Below are 20,927 nucleotides of genomic sequence, written 5' to 3' on the forward strand. Positions count from 1 at the left end.
GCCCCGGCCGCACGCCGGGAAGGGACCGGAGGATTGCATGGCTCGCGCACGCGCGCTGGACGGACGCGCGCCCACCATACGGGACGTGGCCGAGGCGGCGGGCGTTGGCCTCGGCACCGTCAGCCGCGTCATCAACGGCCATCCGAATGTGGGGGAGGCGCTGCGCGCGCGCGTGCAGGCGGCGGTGGCGCAGCTCGGCTTCGCGCCGGATGCCGCGGCGCAGACCCTGCGCAGCGGCCAGTCGCGCACCTTCGCCTGCGTGGTGCGCGACCTGACCGTGCCGGTGCTCGCCAGCTTCGCGGAGGGCATGCAGCAGGAACTCGACCGACGCGGCTACGGGCTGCTGATCGCCTCCTCCTACCACGCGCTGGCGCGGGAGCGGGATCTGCTGGCCAGCTTCGCGCGGCGCCGCGTGGATGGCCTGGTCATCGCCACCTCCTCCGAACGGGACCGCGCGCTGCTGAAACTGCTGCGGGAGGCGACGATCCCGGTCGTGCTGCTCGACCGGGACAGCCCGGCGACGCTGGACAATGTGCGGGTGGACCATGCCGGCGGCACGCGCACCGCCATCGCGCATCTGCTGGCGCTCGGCCATCGGCGCATCGCGGTGATCTCCAGCGCCAATACCGTCAGCCCGGTGCGGGAAAGGCTGCGTGGCGTGGAACAGGCCTTCGCGGCGATCGGGCTGAAGCCGGACCCGGCGCTGCTGCGCCTCGGCGACTTCTCCAGCGCCTATGCGGCGCAGGCCGCGGCGGCGCTGCTGGACCAGGCGACGCCACCCACCGCCTTCTTCGTCGCCGGCACGGCGCTACTGCCGGGGCTGTTACGCGCGCTGCAGGAACGCGGGCTTTCGGTGCCGCGCGATGTCTCCGTGATCGCGGGGGCGGAGAGCGAGCTGGCCGCCTTCCACTCGCCGCCGATCTCCGTCGTGCGCTGGGATCATGGCGCGCTGGGCACCGCCGCGGCGCGCTTCCTGCTGGCGCGGATCGAGCAGCAGGACCTGCCACCGCAGCGCGCCGTGGGCGCCACGGAATACGTGCCCCGGGGATCCTGCGCCCCACCACGATAACGGGCGGGAGGACCATCGCATGGCGCTGATGGTCTTCCTCAACCGCATCCAACTCGCCGAGGATGCGCTGGCCGAACTGCCCGCGGAACTGGCATTGGCCGGCATCCGGCGGCCGCTGGTGGTGACCGACCCGGGCGTCGTCGCGGCGGGGCTGCTGGAGCGCCTGCGCGCCGTGCTGCCCGCCGAGATGCCCTGCGCGGTGTTCGACGCCACGCCGCCGAACCCGACGGAGGTCGCCGTCCGCGCCGGCTGCGTCGCCTTCCTCGCGCATGGTGCCGATGGCTTGATCGGCCTGGGCGGCGGTTCGCCGCTGGACCTTGCCAAGGCCATCGCGCTCGCCGCGACGCATCCGGCGGAACGGCTGGCGAGCTATGCGGTGGTGGAGGGCGGGCTGGCGCGCATCACCGCCGCGGCCGCGCCGCTGGTGGCGGTGCCGACCACCGCAGGCACCGGCAGCGAAGTCAGCCGCGGCGCGCTGATCGTGCTGGATGACGGGCGGAAGGTCTCGATCGGCAGCCCGTATCTGATCCCGCGCGCGGCGATCTGCGACCCGCTGCTGACGCTCGGCCTGCCGCCGCGCCTGACCGCCGCCACCGGCATGGATGCGCTGGCGCATTGCATCGAGACGCTGTGTTCGCCGCGGGAGAACCCCATCGCGGATGCCATCGCGCTGGACGGGCTGCGGCGCGGCTGGCGGGCGCTGCCGATGGCGGTGGCGGAGGGCGGCAACCGCGCGGCGCGGGCGGCGATGATGCTGGCTTCCGTGCAGGGTGCGCTCGCCTTCCAGAAGGGGTTGGGCGCGGTGCACGCGCTGTCTCATGCGCTGGGCGCCCTGCCCGTCTCGCCGCATCACGGCACGCTCAACGCCGTGCTGCTGCCGCATGTGCTGCGCTTCAACGCGCCGGAGATCGCGGGCGTGCTGCCCGTACTGGCCGATGCGATCGGCCTGCCGGACGGCGCCGCCGTGGCGGGTGCCATCACCGCGCGCAACGCCGCCATCGGCCTGCCTGCCGGCCTGGCCGAGATGGGCATCGCGGCCGATGTGCTGCCCGCCATCGCCGCCGCCGCAATGCGCGACCACCACCACCTGACCAATCCGCGCCGCGCGACGGAGGCGGAGTATCTTCGCCTGCTGCGCGACGCCCATCCGGGAGGCGCCGCATGAACCCCGAACCGCGCACGATGTTCGAGAAGGTCTGGGACCGCCACCGCGTGCTGGAGCGGGAGGATGGCCAGACCCTGCTCTATGTGGACCGCCACCTGCTGCATGACGGCACGGCGCCGGCCTTCGAGATGCTGAAGGCGCGCGGCCAGAAGATGCGCGCGCCGGGACGCACCTTCGCCACGCCGGATCACTACATGCCCACGGATACCCGCATCGCGGCCGAGATCCCGGACCCGGCGCTGCGCGAGATGGTGCTGTCGCTGGAACGCAATGCGGCGGCGGAGGGCTTCGCGCTGTATGGGCTGGACGATCCGCGACAGGGCATCGTGCATGTGGTGGGGCCGGAGCTCGGCCTCAGCCAGCCCGGCATGATCATCGTCTGCGGCGACAGCCACACCTCGACGCATGGCGCGCTTGGTGCGCTCGCCTTCGGCATCGGCATGACAGAGGTGGCGCATGTGCTGGCGACGCAATGCCTGTGGCAGCGCAAGCCGAAGACCATGCGCATCGCCATCGAGGGCGCGCTCGGCGCCGGCGTGACTGCGAAGGATGTGATCCTGCATGTCATCGCCACCATCGGCACCGCGGGCGCGACGGGCCACGTCATCGAATATGCCGGCTCCGCCGTGCGCGGGCTGTCGATGGAAGGCCGGCTGACGCTTTGCAACATGACCATCGAGGCGGGCGCGCGGGCCGGCATGGTGGCGCCGGATGAAACCACCTTCGCCTTCCTTGAAGGCCGCGAGAATGTTCCGACGGGCGCCGCCTGGGACGCCGCCGTGGCGCGCTGGCGGAGCCTTGCCAGCGATCCCGGCGCGGTCTTCGACCGCTTCGTGGAACTCGACGCGGCAACCATCGCGCCGACCGTCACCTGGGGCACTTCGCCGCAGGAGGCGGTAGCGGTGGATAGCCGCGTGCCCGACCCCGCCGCGGCCCCCAGCCCCGGCCGCCGCGCGGAGATGGAGGAGATGCTGGCCTATATGGGCCTGTCGCCCGGCCAGCTTCTGGCGGAGGTCGCGGTGGACCGCGTCTTCATCGGCTCCTGCACCAATGGCCGCATCGAGGATCTGCGCGCTGCCGCCGGCGTCGCGCGCGGCCGCCAGGTGGCGGAGGGTGTCACCGCCTGGGTGGTGCCGGGCTCGGCGCAGGTGAAGCGGCAGGCGGAGGCCGAGGGGCTGGACCGCATCTTCCGCGAGGCCGGCTTCGCCTGGCGAGAGGCAGGCTGTTCCATGTGCCTCGGCACCAATGGCGAGATCGGCCGGCCAGGCGAACGCATCGCCTCCACCTCCAACCGCAACTTCCGCGGCCGCCAGGGGCCCGGCGTGCGCACGCACCTGATGAACCCGGCGATGGCCGCGGCGGCCGCGGTCACCGGGCGCATCACCGATGTGCGACGCCTGATGGAGGCCGGATGATGGAGCCCTTCCCCCGCCTGCGCTCCGTAGCCGTGCCCTTCGCCCGCGACAATATCGACACCGACCAGATCCTGCCCGCGCGCTTCCTGCATTTGGCGCGCGACGCCGACCACGGCGCCTGCCTGTTCCGCGACCTGCGCTATCACGCCGATGGCAGCGAGGTGGAGGATTTTCCGCTGAATCGCCCGGCCTGGCGCGCCGGCCGCATTGCGCTCGGCGGTGAGAACTTCGCCTGTGGGTCATCCCGGGAAAATGCGGTCTGGGCGATGCATGGGCATGGCTTCCGCGCCGTCATCGCGCCGTCCTTCGGCGATATCTTCGCGCAGAACGGGCTGAAGAACGGCCTGCTGCCGGTGCGCCTGCCGGCCGAGACCGTCGCCATGATGATCGCGCAGGCGGAGGCGATGCCGGAAGGCGAGGTCACGGTGGATCTGGAAGCCCAGACCGTGACGGCGGCCGACGGCACCATCCATCCCTTCGAGGTCGATCCCTTCGCGCGCAAATGCCTGCTCGAAGGCATCGACGAGATGAGCTTCACCCTTTCGCACCACGAGGATATCGCCGCCTTCGAGCGCCGCCTCGGGCGCGAGAATTTTTGAGGATCGGATCCATGCATATTGCGGTGCTCGCCGGCGACGGCATCGGCCCGGAGGTCACCAGCCAGGCGGTGAAGGCGCTGCGCGCGCTGGCCGCCAACGGTCCGCAATTCACCTTCACCGAGGCGCCGATCGGCGATGCCGGCTACGACCAGACCGGCGACCCGCTGCCGGAGGCCACCGCCGAACTGGCGGAGCGCGCCGATGCCGTGCTGTTCGGCGCCGCCGGCACCTATGAGAGCGACCTGCGCCCGCCGGAGGCGCGCGGCGGCCATGCGCTGCTGCGGCTGCGCAAGCGCATGGACCTGTTCGCCAATTTCCGACCGGTCTTCGCCTTCCCCGAGCTGATCGGCGCATCGACCCTGCGGCGGGAGGTGATCGAGGGCGTCGACCTGGTGGTGCTGCGCGAACTGACCGGCGACATCTATTTCGGCCAGCCGCGCGGCATCGTGACGGAGGGCGGCGAGCGCGTCGGCTTCAACACCATGCGCTACACGGAAAGCGAGATCAGGCGCGTGGCCCATGCCGGCTTCAAGGCGGCGCAGCAGCGGCGGCGCAAGCTGTGCTCCGTGGACAAGGCGAATGTGCTGGAGACCAGCGCGCTGTGGCGCGAGGTGGTGATCGAGGTCGCGCGCGACTACCCGAATGTCGAGCTGACGCACCAGTATGTCGATGCCGCCTGCATGCTGCTGATCCGCCGGCCGCGCGACTTCGACGTGATCGTCACCGGCAACATCTTCGGCGACATCCTGTCCGATGCGGCGGCGATGCTGACCGGATCGATCGGCATGCTGCCCTCGGCATCCCTGAACGCGACGGGACAGGGGCTGTTCGAGCCGGTGCATGGCTCGGCCCCGGATATCGCGGGCAAGGACCTGGCCAACCCGCTCGCCTCCATCCTGTCCGCCGCGATGATGCTGCGCCATTCACTGGGCCAGCCGGAGGCGGCGACACGGCTGGAGCGGGCGGTGCGCCGCGTGCTCGCCGAGGGGCTGCGCACGCCGGACATCATGGAGCCGGGCGCGACGCAGGTCGGCACCGAGGCGATGGGCGACGCCGTGGCAAGGGAGTTGGCGCGCCTGACCGACTGACCACCACCAACGACAAGAACAACAGGAGGCAACGACAATGACCAATATCCTCTCTCGCCGCACGCTGCTGGGCGCGGCGCTGGCGACACCCGCGCTCGCGCGCACGTCCCTGGCGCAGGGCGCCTGGCCGACGCGCCCGATCCGCTGGATCGTGCCCTTCGGCGCCGGCGGCGCCGCCGATACCGCGGCGCGATCCATCGCCGCGACCATGCAGGACCTGCTGGGCCAGAACATCGTCATCGAGAACCGCACCGGCGGCAACGCGGTGATCGCCGCCAATGCGCTGCTGCAGGCGCCGCGTGATGGCTACACCTTCCTGGTGGATGCGGCGAACCAGCTTACAAATCCCGCGCTGATGCGCGACCTGCCCTTCGACTATGCCACAGCCTTCATCCCTGTGACGCAGATCTCCGCCTTCCCGCAGGTCATCGCGGTAAAGAGCGACTTCCCGGCGCAGGACATCGCGGCCTTCGTCGCGCAGGCCAAGGCGCGGCCCAACACCATCACCATAGGCACGCCGCCGGCCGCCGGCATGGCGCATCTGGCGCTGGCGGCGTTCGAGAAGCGCGCCGGCATCAAGCTGGTGCATGCGGCCTATCGCGGCGGTGCCGATGCGGCGCGGGACATCATGGGCGGCAGCGTTGATTCCGTGCTGATCACCACCTCCTCCATCCGTCCGCCGGTCGTCTCCGGCAAGGCGCGCGTGCTGGCCGTCACCAGCCTGGAACGGCCACCCTCGCTGCCGGATGTGCCGACCCTCGCGCAATCCGGCTTCCCCGGCTTCGACCTGAATGACTGGAACGGGCTGTTCGCCGCCGAGGGAACGCCACGCATCGCGATCGACCGCATCGCCGCCGCCGCCGCCGAGGCCGCGAAGGCGCCGGCGGTGCGCGCGCGCATGGATCCGGCCGGCGCGATCATGATCGGCAACAGCCCCGCCGCGTTTGGCGAATGGCTGGCCTCGCAGCGCAGCCAGGTGCTGGAACTGATCCGCGAGGCGAACATCACGCTGGGCTGACCGGCCTTTCCCCCTGGCCCGGCGGCGGCGCGTGGTCCGCCGCCGTGGTCAATCCACTGCCTCGGCGTCGCTGCAGCGGGCAATTTCCGGCCGCAGCCAGGCCAGGAAGGGCGCCACCCGGTCATGCATCGCGGCGGTCGCGGGCAGGACGATGCTGTAGGCGGCGCCGGGCACGACGACATCGGGCCACGGCGCCACCAGGCGCCCGCCGGCGACATCGGCGGCGGCGAGCAGGGTCGGCGCCACGATCATCCCCTCGCCGGCCAGCGCCGCCTCATAGGCAATATAGAAATGCGCGAAGCGCCGGCGCGGCTGCCCGACCCGCGCCACGCCGGCCGCCACCAGCCAGCGGTCCAGGTCGCCGGACCGCGTCTGGCTTTCGAACAGCGCCAGTGCCTCGGGCGTGCCGGCCCCGGCGGCGAGTGACGGCGCAGCATAGGCGGTCAGGCGTTCCCGCAGCAGCGGCTGCGCCTCATACCCCGCGGGTACGAAGCCATCGCGGCGGATGGCGACATGGTGCGGCAGCATCAGCCAATCGTCATCCGTATTGGTCTGCCGCAGCGTCACCTGCAATTGTGGCGCCACGCGCTCCAGCCGATGCAGGCGGGGGATCAGCCACTTCATCGCGAAGGTGGCGGGCGCCAGCACACTGAGCTGGCTGCGGCCGGCATCCGCTGGCCGCAACGCCTCCAGCCCATCGCCGATCTGCGCCAGCCCTGCGGTCACCGCCTGCGCCAGGCTGCGGCCGGCACCGTTCAGGGTGGTATCGCGGCCCTCCTCGGCGAACAGCTTCTGGCCGACCCAGCGTTCCAGCGCCCGGATCTGCTTGCTGATGGCGCCCGGGGTCACGTTCAGCTCCGCGGCCGCGGCGCTGCGCGAGCCCAGCCGTGCCAGCGCCTCGAAGCTCTCGATCATGCGCAGGGACGGGCGTGACCTTGCAGGGGCGACCATGGTGATCAATCCCAGTCAAATTTATGACAAATTGAAGTCACAGCGAAAGTAACGCACGACGGCGACGAATATTCGTCATTCGACCGCAGCCATCTCCTCCGACATATAGCGCCCGGCACAGGAGATCCGGAAGAGTGAGCATCGCGTTGCATCCCTCGTCGACCGTTGCAGACCGCGAGATCCTGGTCAGCGGGCGCCGCTATCGCTGCCCGGCCGATCCCGTCGCGGTGATCTGCCTGGATGGCTGGGACCCCGCCTATCTCGACCTGTCCCTGGCCGCCGGGGAATTGCCCGCGATCGCCCGCTGCGCCGCCATGGGCTTCCTCGGCGAGGCGGATTCGGCCATGCCGAGCTTCACCAACCCGAACAACTTCTCCCTCGTCACCGGCGTGCCGCCAGCCCGGCACGGGGTCTCCGGCAACACCTATCTCGACCGCGCGACGGGCGAGGTGGTGATGGTGACCGGCGATGCCGAGCTGCGCGCGCCCACCATCCTCGCCGCGCTGGCCGAGGCCGGCATTCCGGTCGCCGTCGTCACCGCCAAGGACAAGCTGCGCCGCGCCCTCGCGAAGGGGCTGCCGATCGGCGCCAGGGGCATCGCCGTCTCCGCCGAACGCGCAGGGGAGGCGCGGCTCGCCACCCATGGCATCGAGGATCTGCCGCAACTGGCCGGCGCCGCGGTGCCGGGGCAGTACTCCGCGGAACTGTCGCTGTTCGTGCTGGATGCGGGCCTCGCTTTGCTGCGCGCCGGCCGCGCCCAGTTCCTGTACCTGTCGCTGTCCGACTATATCCAGCACCGCCACGCGCCGGAGGCGCCGGAGGCGCGCGCCTTCCTGCGCGCCGTGGATCAGCGGATCGGCGCCCTGATGGCGGCCGGCGCGCTGGTCGCCGCCACCGCCGACCATGGCATGACGGATATGGCACTGCCCGATGGCCGCCCCAACATCGTCTTCGTCGGCGACCTGCTGGATGCGCGCTTCGGCCCCGGCGCCGCGCGCGTCATCTGCCCGATCGCCGACCCCTTCGTGCGCCACCACGGCGCCCTGGGCGGCTTCGTACGGGTCCACCTCGCCCCGGGCGGCCCCACACCGGCCGAGATCATCGCCGCCTTGCAGGAGGTGCCCGGCGTGCATCTCGCGCTGACCGGCGCCGAGGCCTGCGCCCGCTACGACCTGGTGCCGGAGATGGAGGGCGATGTCGCCGTCCTCGGGGCGCGCGGCGTGGCGCTGGGGGCGCGGGCCGCCGAGCACGATCTCAGCCAGTTGTCGGGCGAAAGGCTGCGCTCGCATGGCGGGCTGTTCGAGCGCCGGGTGCCCTTCCTGCTCTCCGCGCCGCTCGATCCGGCCTGGCAGGCGGCGCACCCCGCGCCGCGGAACTACGACATCTTCGACGCCGCCCTGAACGGGACATCCAGGCCATGACGCGCCGCGCGGTGGTTGTCGTGCTCGATGGGCTGCGCCGCGACATGGTTCGGCCGGACACCACGCCGGCCTTGGCCGAATTTGCTGGCGCCGCAACCTGGTTCGCCCGGCACCGCTCGGTATTCCCCTCCGCCACGCGGGTGGTCTCGGCCTGCTTCGCCACCGGCTGCCTGCCGGCCCGGCATGGGCTGCAGGGCAATAGCGTGGCGCTGATGGAGGCCGGCGTGCTGGTCGCGCATGACGTCGGCCGGCCGGATTTCATGGACCATCTGCGCAGCCTGCGCGGCCACAGCCTGGCCGTGCCGACCCTGGCCGAGCGGCTGGCGGCGGCGGGGCGAGAGGTGATGGTCTTCTCCAATGTCTCGCCCGGCGCGGCCCGCGCGCATGACCCGGATGGCCATGGCTGGGTGCTGCACCGGGCCTGGGCGCATGGCCCGGGGCTGCGCCCGCTGCAGGGCGAGGAAGCGGTCGCCGCCGTCACCCTGGATGCCGCCGGCGATGCGATGCTGACCGAGGCCTTCCTGGCCCGGGCGCTGGCGGGGCGGGAGGCGGCGCTGGCGGTGCTGTGGCTCGGCGAGCCGGATGCGACGCAGCACGCCGTGCCGCTCGGTGCGCCAGCGGCGATGCAGGCGATTGCCGCCGCCGATGCGCGCTTCGCCCAGATCCGCGCCGCCGTGCAGGCCCGCCGGGATGCCGGCGAGGATATCCTTCTGATCGCCTGCTCCGACCACGGGCACCAGACCGTGCGTGCCGTGGTCGATGTCGAGGCGGAGTTCATCGCCGCCGGCCTGAAGCGCGATGCCGCCGATGCCGGCCTGCTCTCGGTCTCCAACGGCACCGGGCTGCTGGTCTATCTGCATCCGGACCGCGCCGCGCAGGCCGGGGCGGTGCTGGACTTCCTCGCGGCCCAGCCCTGGGCCGGCGCGGTCTTCAGCGGCGCCGGCCTGGCGGAGATCGGCCATGCCGCGCGGGACCACCTTCTGTGTGCCGTCGCCATGGCCACCGAGCCGGAGCCGAACGAATACGGCATCCCTGGCCTCGCCTATGCGGCGAAGCCTGCCGGCAGCAAGCCGGACCGGCTGGGCTGCGGCCAGCATGGCGGCCTCGGCGCCGCCGAGCAGATGCCCTTCCTGATGATCGAGGGCGCCGGCTTCACCGCCGGTGCGCGGCATGACGGGCCGAGCAGCCCGATCGACCTGGCGCCCTCCATCCTGCGCCACCTGCGCCTTGCGGCCGATGGCTGCGACGGCGTTGCGCTCCAGACGCCCAACCCGGGAGAATGACGATGACCGACGTTCCGCTGAACCTGCTGCGCCGCCACCTGCTGCTGGGTGGCGCCGCCCTGGCCTTGCCGACCGCGGCGATCGCCCAATCCGCCCCACGCGCCGGCACGCTGAAGGTCGCCTTCCTCGGCCTGGATACGGCGGACCCGCATCGCCATACCGGCTCCATCGCCGTGCAGCAGGTCTTCGTCGAGACGCTGACCTCGATCGCCGATGACGGCACGGTGAAGCCGTTCCTGGCGAGCAGCTGGGAGATCAGCCCGGATGGCAAGCGCTACACCTTCACGATCCGCGAGGGCGTCCGCTTCCACAATGGCCGCCTGCTGACCGCCGAGGATGTGCGCGCCAATGCGGTGCGGGTGCGCGACCAGGTGCGCGGCGGCTGGCTCTCGACGCCGATGAAGCTGGTCGAGGCGCTGGAGGCGCCGGATGCGCGGACCTTCGTGATGACCATGAAGGAGCCCTACGGCCCGCTGCTGAACCTGCTGTCGGAGCTGTGGATCGTGGCGCCGGAAAGCGAGGGCTGGGCGCAGACCATCCGCCAGCCGATTGGCACCGGCCCGTTCCGCTTCGGCCGCTGGCAGCCGAATGTCAGCTTCCACGCGCCGGCCTTCGCGCAGTACTGGCAGCCGGGCCTGCCGCGCGCCGAGGCGGTGGAATTCTCGCTGCGTGACGACAGCGACCTGTCGCTGGCGCTGCGCGCCGGCGACCTGCACATCGCGCGCGTCGGCTACGACAAGCTGGCCTCGGTGCGCGCCGACCCGGCGCTCGAGGTACAGTTCATGAAGGACACCACCTGGTGGTTCTGGTCCTTCAACAACCGCAACCCGCGCGCGCCCTTCAACGACATCCGCGTGCGCCAGGCGGTGGCCTATATGCTCGACAAGCCCGCCTTCATGCGCTTCGTCGCCGGGGATGCCGGCGTCGTCACCAACCAGATGGCCGCCCCCGGCCAGTTCTTCTGGGACAAGGCGATGCATGACGCCGACGCGCATGCGACGCCGAACGAAGACCGCGCCCGCGCCCTGCTGCGCGAGGCCGGGGTGAATCCGGCCAGCACGCCCTGCCGCATCGTCTCCTGGCAGTCGCCCTATACCGAGATCGCCGGGCAGGCGATGCGCAAGCTCGGCTTCCAGGTGGAGCATCTGGCGCTGGACGATATCGGCGCGCAGCGCCGGCTCGGCCAGTATGACTGGGACCTGGCGCCCTTCGCCTCCGGCCCGCGCGCCGACATCTTCCTGCGCTTCGTGCGGATGATGTCGGACGGGCCGAACCCGGGGCTCTGGGGCGGCACGCGGGATGCGGAATTCGACCGCCTGGTGGATGGCGCCGTCGCGGCGGTGGATCTGGACGAACGCCGGCGCCTGTATCTCGCCGCCTGGCAGCGGGCGATGGACAAGTACTACACCGTGGTCATCGGCCATGCGCCGGAGCCGATCGTCAACCGCCGCGAGGTCTCCGGCTATTCGCCCGGCTTCACCTGGGGCCAGCACCGCGTCGATGGCGGCCTGGCCTTCGCGGCGCTCGGCGCGCGGGGCTGAGCATGTCCGCCAGCGCGACAGCAGGCCCGCGCCGCGCCGGCGGGATCAGCGGCACCGCGGTGGGGCTGACGATCCTCGCCGCCGCGCTGCTGGTCGCCATCCTTGGGCCCATGCTGGTGCCGCATGACCCGCTGGTGCAGGAACTGGCGGCGCGCAACGCGCCGCCGGATGCCCTGCACTGGCTGGGCCGGGATCATCTGGGGCGGGACATCCTTGCCCGCCTCGCGGCCGGCACGCGCATCTCCCTCGCGGTCGCGCTGGGCGCGACGCTGCTGGCGGTGCTGGTCGGAGCCGGTCTGGGGCTGGCGGCGGAGGCGCTGGGGCGCTGGCCGTCCTTCCTCGTCTTCGGCGCCTTCGACATGGTGCGCGCCCTGCCATCGATCCTGCTGGCGCTGACCCTGATGGTGGCGCTGGGCGTCGGCATGGCGCCGCTGATCCTGGCGCTCGGCATCGCCTTCGCGCCGCATATGGCGCTGGTCGCGCGCGCCGCCTGGCGGCGCGAAAGCGCGGCGGGCTATGTCGCCGCGGCGCGGGTTATGGGCGCCGCGCCGCTGGCGACGCTGCGGCGGCATGTGCTGCCCAATATCGCCGGCGCGCTGGTGACGCAGGCCTCCATCATCATGCCGCGCGCCATCACCACCGAAAGCGTGCTGTCCTTCTTCGGCCTGGGCGTCGCACCGGAAACGCCGAGCTGGGGCCGCATGATCTCCGGCGCCACCCGCTTCGCCGAGGCCGCGCCGCATGCCGTGCTGGCGCCGGTACTGGCGCTGTGCCTGGTGACGCTGGGCTTCGCCCTGGCCGGGGACCGGCTGCGCCTGGCGCTGGACCCGCTGCGGGAGCGCGGCCAATGAGCCTCGCCATGCGGGCCGGGCTGGGCCTGGCGCGACAAGCCATGCTGCTGGCAGGCATCGCCATCGCGGTGTTCCTGCTGATCCGCATCGTCCCCGGCGACGTGGTGGATTCCATGGCGCTGGAAGGCAGCCTGGACGAGGAGGCGATCGCGCAGCTGCGCGCCGATCTCGGCCTCGATGCCGGGACGTTGACCCAGTTCGGCATCTGGGCCGGGCGGGTGCTGCAAGGCGATTTCGGCAATTCGCTGCGCTTCGACATGCCGGTGGCGGATCTGATCCTGGCCGCGGTGCCGACCACGATCGGCCTCGCCACGCTGGCGCTGGCATTCGGCATGGCGCTGGGCATCGGTCTGGCGACCGCGGCGGTGCTCTGGCCGCGCTCGGTCCTGCCGGCGCTGGTCGAGGCGCTGAACCTGTGGTCGATCGCCCTGCCGACCTTCTGCCTGGGCCTGGGTTCCATCCTGCTGTTCTCGGTCGGGCTGGGCTGGCTGCCGGTGATCGAGCAATGGCTGTCGCCGGTCGCCATCCTTGGCCTCGACATCGCGGGCCAGGTGGCCAAGCCGTTGCATGAGGATCTGAAGGAAGCCGCGACCGCCGCCCATATCCGCACCGCCCGCGCCAAGGGGCTGTCGCCCGCGCGCATCGTGCTGCGGCACCTGCTGCCGAACGCGCTGACCACGGTGGTGGCGCTGGGCGGCCTGATCCTCGCCGGCATGATCGGCGGCGCGCTGACCATGGAGGTGCTGTTCGGCCTGCCGGGCCTCGGCACGCTGGCCTTCCAGGCGGTGTCCGGCCGTGACTACCCGGTGATCCAGGCGGTGGTGCTGGTCTTCGCTGCCGGCGTCGTGCTGGTGAACTGGCTGGCCGACCTGGCCCAGCGTGCCCTGGACCCGAGGCTGCGCCGATGACCGAAACCACACTGGTTGAACTGCGCGACTTCCGGGTGCGCTTCGGCGCGGCGGTCGCGGTGCAGGACGTGTCCCTGACCCTGCGACGCGGCGAGACCCTGGCGCTGGTCGGCGAAAGCGGCTCCGGCAAGTCGCTGACCGCGCTCGGCATCGCCGGGCTGTCGCCGCCGGCGGCGCTGCTGTCCGGGAGCCTGCGGATCGAGGGGCGGGAGATGCTGGGCGCGCCGGAGCGCGATTGGCGCCGGCTGCGCGGGGCCCGCATCGGCATGGTGTTCCAGGATGCGATGGGCAGCCTCAACCCCGCCATGCGGATCGGCACGCAGATCGCGGAAGTGATGGAAGCGCATCTGCGCCTGCCGCGCACCGAGGTCGCGCGCCGCGTGCTGGAAGCGCTGGAGGAGGTCGGGCTGCCCAATCCGCGGGACAAGGCCGCCGCCTTCCCGCACCAGCTTTCCGGCGGCCAGCAGCAGCGCGTGATGATCGCCATGGCGCTGGCCGCGGACCCGGCCCTGCTGATCGCCGATGAGCCCACCACCGCGCTGGATGCCACGGTGCAGGCGCAGATCCTGGCCCTGCTGGTGGCGCTGCAGGCACGCCGCGGGCTGGCGATGCTGTTCGTCTCGCATGACCTGGCGGTGGTCGAGGGCATCGCCCAGCGCGTGGCGGTGATGCAGCACGGCCGCATCGTGGAGGAAGGGCCGACGGCAAGGGTGTTTGCCGCGCCGACGCATGCCTATACCGCGGCGCTGCTGGCCAGCCGGCCAGGACCGGTGGCGCCGGCCGTGGCCGGTGATGCGGCGGCGGTTCCGGCGCTGGAGGTCCGCGACCTCGCCGTGGTGTTCCGCGCGCATCGGCTGGGCGGCGTGCCGCTGCGCGCGGTGGACGGCGTCTCGCTGCGGATCGCGCCCGGCGAGGCGCTCGGCCTGGTCGGCGAGAGCGGCTCGGGCAAGAGCACGCTGGCGCGCACCGCCGTCGGGCTGGCCGTGCCGGCGGCGGGGAGCATCCGCGTCTTCGGCCGCGATCCGATGACCGGGGAGCGCCGCGCCATGGCGCGGACCGTGCAGATGGTGTTCCAGGACGCCGCCGGCAGCCTGAACCCGCGCCTGACCATCGCCGCCATCCTGGCGGAGCCGCTGGCGGTGCATGCGCTGTGCCCAATGGACCAGCGCCGCCACCACGCGGCGCGGCTGCTGGAGGAGGTGGGCCTGCCGGCCGCGCATCTGGACCGCTATCCGCACCAGCTTTCCGGCGGCCAGCGCCAGCGCGTCGCCATCGCCCGCGCGCTGGCGGTCAATCCGCGCCTGCTGGTCTGCGACGAGCCGGTCTCGGCGCTGGACATGACGGTGCAGGCGCAGGTGCTGGACCTGCTCGCCCGCATCCGTCGTGAACGTGGCCTGGCGCTGCTGTTCATCGGCCATGACCTGGAGGCGGTGGGCGCCGTCTCCGACCGGATCGCGGTGATGAAGGATGGCCGCGTGGTCGAGATCGGCACCGCCGAGGCGGTGCTGCGCAGGCCCGTCACCGCCTATGCCCAGGCGCTGGTCGCCGCCATGCCGCGACGGCTGGCGCGTGGCGGCGATGCCGCCGCAACCAGGCCGGCACCCGCATCGGAAGGCGCCCATGCCCGGGCTCCGGCCGCCGCGGGGATGTGAGGCCGCCTCGGCCGGCCATCGGTTAAATGCGCGGAAGCGGGCGCTACGCTTCCATGGCGGCCAGCAGCGCCTCCGAGGGCTCCACCCCCAGGCCGGGTCCGTCCGGCAGCGTGTAGAAGCCGGCCTCGCATTGCATGTGGCTGCTGCCGGTAGGGCGGGTCAGGCGCAGGTTCGGGTCGAAGATGCTGTGCTGGTATTCATGCCAGGGCAGCTTCTGCTGGGCGCTGGCGGCCTGCAGGCTGGCCGCCATGAACAGGCCGATACCGATGGCCGCATGCGGCATGATCGCAACGTGGTGCGCGTGGCACAGCGCGCCGATTCGGGAAAATTCGGTGATGCCGGTATGGCCCATCTCCGGCTGGCCGATCGCCATGCATCGCTGCTGCAGGCGCGGCAGCCATTCGAAGACGGTGCGCAGTTCCTCGCCGAGTGCGATCGGCACGCCGACGCCGCGCGCGACTTCCGCGACGCCCGCGATATCCTCCGGCGCGCAGGGCGCCTCGGCGAAGGCGAGGCCGTGCGGTTCCAGGCGGCGGATCAGGCGGATCGCCTCCGCCGCGCTGTTCTTCCAATGCAGGTCGGCCATGATGGCGGCCTTCGGGCCGAGCCCCTCGCGCAGCGCCGCGATCTCCGCCTCCGCACCATCATCGGCGACGACGGCGGCGAATTTGAAACCGGCGAAGCCGCGCCCCTGCCAGTCCCGCGCGAAGTCCACGCGCTCCGCCAGCGTGGCGCGCGGCAGGCCGGAGACATAGGCGGGGATGCGCGCATGGCGCCGCCCGCCCAGCAGGGTGGAGACCGGCACGCCAAGCCGCCGCCCCAGCAGGTCCCACAGCGCGATGTCCACGGCGGCCAGCGCATCCAGGTAGAAGCCGCCGAAGAAGCCGCGCACGCGCATCAGATCATACAGATCCTCATGGATCATCGCCGGCGCGGAGGGATCCCGGCCTTCCAGAACCGGCGCCAGCACATCATCCACGATGGCGCGCACGGCTTCCGGCGCGACGATGCCGTAGGTCTCGCCCCAGCCGGTCAGGCCCTGTTCCGTGTCGATGCGCAGCACGATGCTGCGGTCCTGCGTCGGGTACAGCGTGCGGTTGCCGAGACGGACGATATAGCCGGCGCGGTTGATGAACTCGCCCTCGCGCAGCGGGCCGAGATAGGGCACCTCGCGCGGGATGGCGATGACATGCGCCGTGACGCGCGTGATCCTGTCAGCGCGCGTCATCGCGGCCGGTGCATCGTCATGCAGCTGGCCGCGGTGGCGATGAGTTCCCCGATCTGCGCCAGATCGCCCGCATCGAATTTCGGCCCGGCCGCCCGCGCACCGATGTGCTCCAGAAGGCCGCGCCGCCGCAGCACGTCCTTGGTGGCGCGCACGCGGAAATTCATCTGGAACAGCAGCAGCGGCAGCGTCTCGGTGTAGATGCGCCGCGCCTTCGCCTTGTCGCCGGCGCGCCACGCCTTCCACAGCGCCGCATGGACATCGGCGATTTCCAGCGCCGGCATGGTGCCGTTGGCGCCCCGCGCCAGCTCATCCAGCACGAAGCGCGCGCCGGCGCCGCCCATCACGCCATCCAGCCCACCCTGCGCTGCGGCCAGGATGCGGGTGACGTGCTGGCCGCAGGGCAAAGTCTCCTCCTTCACGTAGCGGATCGCGGGCACCGCCGCCGCCACCGCCGCCACCGCTTCCGGCGACAGCGCCGCGCCATTCGGGGCCGGCGCGTTCTGCAGCATGATCACCAGGCCCGGCGCCGCATCCGCCACCGCCGTGAAGAAGGCGACCTGCTTCGCGACATCCTGGCCGGCCTGCGGCGGCGCCATGATCATGGCGCAGACGGCGCCGACCGCCATGCCCTCCCGCGCCCGCGCGGCGCTCTCGGCCGGATCGGCATGGGACGCACCGACGATGAAGGGCAGCCGCCCCGCGAGATGCGCGCCGAGCACGGCGACCATCTGCCCGCGCTCGGCCGCGCTCAGCGTCTCCACCTCGCTCGCCATGCCGGGGAACACCACGCCATCGACGCCCGCTTCCACGGCGAAGTCGATCAGCCGCCGGAACGCCGCCTCATCCACCGCATCCTCCGCGGTGAAGGGTGTCGGCAGAACCGGGAAGACACCCGAGAGCCTGTGCATGGAAGAAGATCCTCAGCCGTTGAAGGACGGTTCGGGCAGGCCGCGCGGGCCGCCAATTTCGATGGCGAAGACGGAACCGGAAAGCGGCGCCTCCGCGAGTTCCGCGGCGGACAGCCGCACGCGGGCACTGGTGACGAACAGCGTGGCAAGGTCGGGGCCACCGAAGGCGCAGCTGGTGGGGCGCGGCACGGGCAGGTTCACGGCGCGGTCCAGCGTGCCATCCGGCCGGTAGCGCGCGACGCGCCAGCCATCCCACAGCGCCACCCAGACGCAGCCCTCCGCATCCACCGTCAGCCCATCCGGCACGCCCTCCCCCTCCGCGAAGGCGACGAAGGGGCGGCGGTTGGCGACGGTGCCGGCGGCGAGGTCGAAATCGAACACGTCGATGCGCCGCCGGCCGCTATCGGCCAGGTACAGCCGCGCATCATCCGGGCTGAAGCCGATGCCGTTCGCCACATGCAGCCCCGCCTGCATCACCCGCACCTGGCCCGCCGCATCGATGCGATGCAGCGCGCCGGCATCCGGCGTGGAATCCAGCGCCAGGGAACCCACCCAGAAGCGCCCGGCGCGATCGCATTTCCCATCGTTCAGCCGCAGCGAGGCGCCCTCCGCGATCGGCGCCGCCACCACCCGGCCGAGCCCCGCCGCATCCAGCAGCCGCAGGCCGGACCGCGCGGCGGCGACCAGCCCGCCGCCCTGCCGCGGCGCCAGCGCCGCGACCAGCTCCTCCACCGGAATCACGGCATCCTCGCCGGTCGCGGGATCGCTGACATGCACGGCGGGCGCCAGGATATCGACCCAGTGCAGCCGGCCTTCATGCCAGAGCGGCCCCTCGCCCAGCAGCGCCTCGGCCCGCACCGCAAGTCGCACGCCCTCGGACACGCTGGCGGGGCGCGGCGCCACCGTCAGCGTCATGGCGGATTGGGCGGCGTTGCCGGAGATGCGGCGCGCCGCCTCCATCACCTCCCGCCCCAGCGCATGCAGCCGCGCCTCGCCCAGCCGGAAGGCGGGGCCGACGAGGCAGATGGTGCCGAGCGGCCGCGCGCGGCGGTCCAGCACCGCGGCGGCCACCGCATTCACCCCGGCGGCGGCTTCCTCCAGCGACAGCGCGTAGCCGCGTGCCGCGACCAGCGCCAATTCGCGCTCCAGCGCCGGCTGGTCCGTGATGCTGCGCGGGCCGGGGGCGGCAAGCGGCATCAGCCGCTCCATCAGCACGCGGCGCTCGGCGGCCGGAAGCTGCGCCAGCATCGCCTTGCCGCAGGCGCTCGCATGCGGCAGGGCGCGGGCGCCGACGCGGTTCACCAGGCGCACCGCCTCCTGCTCCGTATCGCGCTGGTCGACATAGAGCACGCCATCGCCATCCAGCACGGCCAGCCGCGCGGTCTCGCCGGCAAGGCGCGCCAGGCGCTCCAGCTCCGGCGCCGCGGTGGCGCGCAGGTCAAAACCGTCCCAGACCCGATGCGCCATCTCCAGGAAACGGGCGCCGAGTGCGTAGGTCTGCGTCGCCGGCTCATGCCGCAGCAGCCGCGCCTCCACCAGCGCGGCCAGGATGCGGTGCGCGGTGGGGCGGGCGAGGCCGGCGCGGTCGGCGATCTCGGCGAAGCGCAGCGGCGCGGGCGCGTCGGCCACCAGGCCGAGCAGCGCGATGCCGCGGGTCAGCGCCTGGGTGCCGGGCACCGAGGCTGCTTCCTCCTCCACCTCCGCCGGTCTGCTGCGCGCCATGAATCTCCCCGATTGACCGCCTTCGGTCGTGTCCATATCGTGGAACCAAGTTCCAAGTCACGCAAGACACCAAGGAACAGGAGGAATTCCCCCATGCGCCGCCGCCAGCTCGCAGCCCTCGGCCTCGCCGCCCTCGCAGCGCCCCGCCTCGCCCAGGCGCAGGCCGCTTGGCCGAGCCGGCCGGTGCGCTTCATCATTCCCTTCCCGCCCGGCGGCGCGGCGGATCTGGTGGGCCGCATGCTGGCGGCGCATTTCCAGCAGGCCTTCGGCCAGGGCTTCGTGGTGGAGAACCGCGGCGGCGCCGGCAGCGCCATCGGCGTCGATGCGCTGGCTAAGGCGCCGGCGGATGGCACGGCGGTGGGGATGATCAACATCGCCGCCAACGCCATTCTGCCCGCCGTGCGCAAGGCGCCGCTGCCCTACCGCCCGATCGAGGACTTTTCCGCAATTTCGAACCTCGCGGTGACGCCTGCCTTGCTGCTGGTGAACCCGCGCAAGCTGCCAGACGTGAAGACGGTGGCGGACCTGGTCGCTACGGCGAAGGCACGGCCGGAGGCGATCAACTTCGGCTCCTCCGGCGTCGGCTCCTCGCTGCATCTCGGCATGGAGCTGTTCATGGCCAAGGCCGGCATCCGCATGACGCATGTGCCCTTCGCCGGCGGCGGGCCGCTGCTGCAGGCGCTGCTGGCCGGCACCATCGATGTCTCGCTGGATGTCGCGGCGACGACCACGCAGCTGATCCGCGATGGCCAGATCCGCGCCCTGGCCACCACCGCCCCCGCGCGCATGCCGGCCTATCCGGACCTGCCGGCGCTGAACGAGACCTATCCGGGTGCGGAACTCGCCTCCTGGCACGGCCTCGCCGCCCCGGCCGGTACGCCCGCGCCGATCCTGGCGCGGCTGTCGGCGGAAACGCAGGCCTTCCTGCGCAATCCGGAGACGGTGCAGCGCTACACGCAGCTTTCCCTGGAGATGCCGCAGCATACCACGCCGGCCGATTTCAGCGCCTTCATGGCACGGGAACTCGCGACCTTCCGCGACCTCGCCCGCGCCCAGAACATCGTGGTGGAGTGACGCGCATGAATCGCCGAACCCTGCTGGCCGCCGGGCTTGCCCTGCCCTTCGCCGCACCCTTCCCCGCGCGGGCGCAAGGCTGGCCAGAGCGTCCGGTGACCCTGGTCGTCGGCTACGGCGCCGGTGGCGCGACGGACATCATCGCGCGGACCCTGGCGGAGCGGATGCAGCCGCTGCTCGGCCAGCCGATGGTGGTGCAGAACCAGCCCGGGGCCGGCGGCACCATCGCCTCCGACCGCGTCGCCAAGGCGGCGCCGGATGGCACCACCATCATGCTGATCGCCAATGCGCATGCGGTGGCGCCGGGCCTTTATGCACGGCTGCCCTATGATACGGCCGGCGATTTCGCCGCCGTGTTCTTCGCCGGCAATTCGGCGAATGTGCTGGTGGTGCCCGCCGCCGCGCCGGACCGCGACCTGGCGGCGCTGGTCGCGCGTGGCAAGGCTTCCGCCACGCCCCTGCAGACCGGCAGCGCCGCGCTGGCCGGCTGGCAGCCCGCGCACCAGATCATGAAGGAAGCCTACGGCCTGGCGCTGGAACATGTGCCCTATCGCAGCGGCCCGCAGGGGCAGACGGACCTGATCGCCGGGCGGCTCGACTTCATGGTGAGCAACGTGCTGGAGGTGGCGGAGCATGTCCGCGCCGGGCGGCTGCGCGCGCTCGCCGTCACCAGTCCGACGCGCAGCCCCCTGCTGCCGGAGGTTCCGACCTTCGCCGAGCTGGGCGTCGCCGCCCTGCAATCCGATAGCTGGTTCGGCATCCTCGCCCCCCGCGCGGCGCCAGCGGCGGCGCTGGAGCGGCTGCACGGCGCCTTCACCCAGGTGGCGGCAATGCCGGAGGTGCAGGCGCGCCTCGGCACGCTGGGCCTGATCCCGAAGCCTATGGGGCGGGAGGAGTGGGGCCGCTTCTATCTGGCGGAGGTGGAACGCTGGTCCGCCGTGCCACGCCGGGCGGGCATCCGCATCGACTAGCCGCCCGGCCGCGCCCCCGGCCGCGTGGCCGCGTCGCGCATTGCGGCTTGATATCCCGGGCCA

Annotated in this window: 18 protein-coding genes; 14 read left to right on the top strand and 4 right to left on the bottom strand. The window is 72.2% G+C overall.

What is annotated here, in order from left to right:
• The first annotated feature begins 37 nt into the window (after positions 1-37).
• Genes HB662_RS03580 through HB662_RS03605 form a run of 6 tightly spaced genes read left to right on the top strand, consistent with a single transcriptional unit; the run spans position 38 to position 6,354 of the window.
• Positions 38-1,069, top strand: a complete 1,032-nt coding sequence (locus HB662_RS03580) for a LacI family DNA-binding transcriptional regulator (protein ID WP_168047194.1) — start codon at positions 38-40, stop codon at positions 1,067-1,069.
• Positions 1,070-1,088: 19 nt separating this feature from the next.
• Positions 1,089-2,234 carry an iron-containing alcohol dehydrogenase gene (locus HB662_RS03585; protein WP_168047195.1) on the top strand — a complete coding sequence of 382 codons (1,146 nt, stop codon included), beginning with the start codon at positions 1,089-1,091 and terminating at the stop codon, positions 2,232-2,234.
• The gene (leuC, locus tag HB662_RS03590; protein WP_168047197.1) at positions 2,231-3,649 is read left to right on the top strand and encodes a 3-isopropylmalate dehydratase large subunit; all 1,419 of its coding nucleotides are present in this window, start codon (positions 2,231-2,233) and stop codon (positions 3,647-3,649) included. Before HB662_RS03585 ends, leuC begins: the two co-directional genes overlap by 4 nt.
• Positions 3,646-4,248, top strand: a complete 603-nt coding sequence (gene leuD, locus HB662_RS03595) for a 3-isopropylmalate dehydratase small subunit (protein ID WP_245185388.1) — start codon at positions 3,646-3,648, stop codon at positions 4,246-4,248. Before leuC ends, leuD begins: the two co-directional genes overlap by 4 nt.
• 11 nt (positions 4,249-4,259) lie before the next feature.
• Positions 4,260-5,336 (top strand): 3-isopropylmalate dehydrogenase, encoded by a 1,077-nt coding sequence (gene leuB, locus HB662_RS03600; protein WP_168047199.1) that lies wholly within the window; start codon positions 4,260-4,262, stop codon positions 5,334-5,336.
• Between the two features lie 37 nt (positions 5,337-5,373).
• Positions 5,374-6,354 (top strand): Bug family tripartite tricarboxylate transporter substrate binding protein, encoded by a 981-nt coding sequence (locus HB662_RS03605; RefSeq protein WP_168047201.1) that lies wholly within the window; start codon positions 5,374-5,376, stop codon positions 6,352-6,354.
• Between the two features lie 48 nt (positions 6,355-6,402).
• Here the strand turns inward: HB662_RS03605 and HB662_RS03610 are convergent, their stop codons facing one another.
• Complete coding sequence (locus HB662_RS03610) at positions 6,403-7,305, bottom strand: LysR substrate-binding domain-containing protein (protein WP_168047203.1); 903 nt, start codon at positions 7,303-7,305, stop codon at positions 6,403-6,405.
• Positions 7,306-7,439: 134 nt separating this feature from the next.
• Between HB662_RS03610 and phnA the strand changes: the two genes are divergently transcribed.
• From phnA to HB662_RS03640, 6 genes are read left to right on the top strand one after another with little or no spacing between them, the layout of a single operon-like run.
• The gene (phnA, locus tag HB662_RS03615; protein ID WP_342449434.1) at positions 7,440-8,726 is read left to right on the top strand and encodes a phosphonoacetate hydrolase; all 1,287 of its coding nucleotides are present in this window, start codon (positions 7,440-7,442) and stop codon (positions 8,724-8,726) included.
• Positions 8,723-10,009: an alkaline phosphatase family protein gene (locus tag HB662_RS03620; RefSeq protein ID WP_168047205.1), complete on the top strand. Its 1,287-nt coding sequence runs from the start codon at positions 8,723-8,725 to the stop codon at positions 10,007-10,009. Before phnA ends, HB662_RS03620 begins: the two co-directional genes overlap by 4 nt.
• Positions 10,010-10,011: 2 nt before the next feature.
• On the top strand, positions 10,012-11,550 hold the full coding sequence (locus tag HB662_RS03625; RefSeq protein WP_245185389.1) for an ABC transporter substrate-binding protein: 1,539 nt from the start codon (positions 10,012-10,014) through the stop codon (positions 11,548-11,550).
• A gap of 2 nt (positions 11,551-11,552) precedes the next feature.
• Positions 11,553-12,401, top strand: coding sequence for an ABC transporter permease (locus HB662_RS03630; protein WP_168047209.1), 849 nt, complete (start codon positions 11,553-11,555; stop codon positions 12,399-12,401).
• Complete coding sequence (locus HB662_RS03635; RefSeq protein WP_168047211.1) at positions 12,398-13,309, top strand: ABC transporter permease; 912 nt, start codon at positions 12,398-12,400, stop codon at positions 13,307-13,309. The genes HB662_RS03630 and HB662_RS03635 overlap by 4 nt, the downstream gene beginning before the upstream one ends.
• A complete protein-coding gene (locus HB662_RS03640; protein WP_168047213.1) occupies positions 13,306-14,961 on the top strand; it encodes a dipeptide ABC transporter ATP-binding protein in 1,656 nt (551 codons plus the stop codon). Before HB662_RS03635 ends, HB662_RS03640 begins: the two co-directional genes overlap by 4 nt.
• A 43-nt stretch (positions 14,962-15,004) precedes the next feature.
• Here HB662_RS03640 and HB662_RS03645 read toward each other — a convergent pair whose 3' ends face one another.
• The 3 genes from HB662_RS03645 to HB662_RS03655 are packed head-to-tail and all read right to left on the bottom strand — an operon-like array spanning position 15,005 to position 18,819.
• Entirely contained in the window at positions 15,005-16,189 is a 1,185-nt protein-coding gene (locus HB662_RS03645) for a mandelate racemase/muconate lactonizing enzyme family protein (RefSeq protein ID WP_168047215.1), read from the bottom strand.
• The gene (locus tag HB662_RS03650; protein WP_168047217.1) at positions 16,186-17,097 is read right to left on the bottom strand and encodes a dihydrodipicolinate synthase family protein; all 912 of its coding nucleotides are present in this window, start codon (positions 17,095-17,097) and stop codon (positions 16,186-16,188) included. The genes HB662_RS03645 and HB662_RS03650 overlap by 4 nt, the downstream gene beginning before the upstream one ends.
• 12 nt (positions 17,098-17,109) lie before the next feature.
• Positions 17,110-18,819, bottom strand: a complete 1,710-nt coding sequence (locus HB662_RS03655) for an SMP-30/gluconolactonase/LRE family protein (RefSeq protein WP_168047219.1) — start codon at positions 18,817-18,819, stop codon at positions 17,110-17,112.
• A gap of 93 nt (positions 18,820-18,912) precedes the next feature.
• Between HB662_RS03655 and HB662_RS03660 the strand changes: the two genes are divergently transcribed.
• On the top strand, positions 18,913-19,893 hold the full coding sequence (locus HB662_RS03660) for a Bug family tripartite tricarboxylate transporter substrate binding protein (RefSeq protein WP_168047221.1): 981 nt from the start codon (positions 18,913-18,915) through the stop codon (positions 19,891-19,893).
• 5 nt (positions 19,894-19,898) lie between these two features.
• Entirely contained in the window at positions 19,899-20,864 is a 966-nt protein-coding gene (locus HB662_RS03665) for a Bug family tripartite tricarboxylate transporter substrate binding protein (RefSeq protein ID WP_168047223.1), read from the top strand.
• Positions 20,865-20,927: the final 63 nt, after the last annotated feature.

Source organism: Falsiroseomonas frigidaquae, from assembly GCF_012163145.1.
In the GTDB taxonomy this organism is placed as follows: Bacteria; Pseudomonadota; Alphaproteobacteria; order Acetobacterales; family Acetobacteraceae; genus Falsiroseomonas; species Falsiroseomonas frigidaquae.

Bases quoted from the DNA above. Each gene is read 5' to 3' on its own strand.
- HB662_RS03580 (WP_168047194.1), top strand. From the start codon at position 38: ATGGCTCGCGCACGCGCGCTGGACGGACGCGCGCCCACCATACGGGAC.
- HB662_RS03585 (WP_168047195.1), top strand. From the start codon at position 1,089: ATGGCGCTGATGGTCTTCCTCAACCGCATCCAACTCGCCGAGGATGCG.
- leuC (WP_168047197.1), top strand. From the start codon at position 2,231: ATGAACCCCGAACCGCGCACGATGTTCGAGAAGGTCTGGGACCGCCAC.
- leuD (WP_245185388.1), top strand. From the start codon at position 3,646: ATGATGGAGCCCTTCCCCCGCCTGCGCTCCGTAGCCGTGCCCTTCGCC.
- leuB (WP_168047199.1), top strand. From the start codon at position 4,260: ATGCATATTGCGGTGCTCGCCGGCGACGGCATCGGCCCGGAGGTCACC.
- HB662_RS03605 (WP_168047201.1), top strand. From the start codon at position 5,374: ATGACCAATATCCTCTCTCGCCGCACGCTGCTGGGCGCGGCGCTGGCG.
- HB662_RS03610 (WP_168047203.1), bottom strand. From the start codon at position 7,305: ATGGTCGCCCCTGCAAGGTCACGCCCGTCCCTGCGCATGATCGAGAGC.
- HB662_RS03620 (WP_168047205.1), top strand. From the start codon at position 8,723: ATGACGCGCCGCGCGGTGGTTGTCGTGCTCGATGGGCTGCGCCGCGAC.
- HB662_RS03625 (WP_245185389.1), top strand. From the start codon at position 10,012: ATGACCGACGTTCCGCTGAACCTGCTGCGCCGCCACCTGCTGCTGGGT.
- HB662_RS03630 (WP_168047209.1), top strand. From the start codon at position 11,553: ATGTCCGCCAGCGCGACAGCAGGCCCGCGCCGCGCCGGCGGGATCAGC.
- HB662_RS03635 (WP_168047211.1), top strand. From the start codon at position 12,398: ATGAGCCTCGCCATGCGGGCCGGGCTGGGCCTGGCGCGACAAGCCATG.
- HB662_RS03640 (WP_168047213.1), top strand. From the start codon at position 13,306: ATGACCGAAACCACACTGGTTGAACTGCGCGACTTCCGGGTGCGCTTC.
- HB662_RS03645 (WP_168047215.1), bottom strand. From the start codon at position 16,189: ATGACGCGCGCTGACAGGATCACGCGCGTCACGGCGCATGTCATCGCC.
- HB662_RS03650 (WP_168047217.1), bottom strand. From the start codon at position 17,097: ATGCACAGGCTCTCGGGTGTCTTCCCGGTTCTGCCGACACCCTTCACC.
- HB662_RS03655 (WP_168047219.1), bottom strand. From the start codon at position 18,819: ATGGCGCGCAGCAGACCGGCGGAGGTGGAGGAGGAAGCAGCCTCGGTG.
- HB662_RS03660 (WP_168047221.1), top strand. From the start codon at position 18,913: ATGCGCCGCCGCCAGCTCGCAGCCCTCGGCCTCGCCGCCCTCGCAGCG.
- HB662_RS03665 (WP_168047223.1), top strand. From the start codon at position 19,899: ATGAATCGCCGAACCCTGCTGGCCGCCGGGCTTGCCCTGCCCTTCGCC.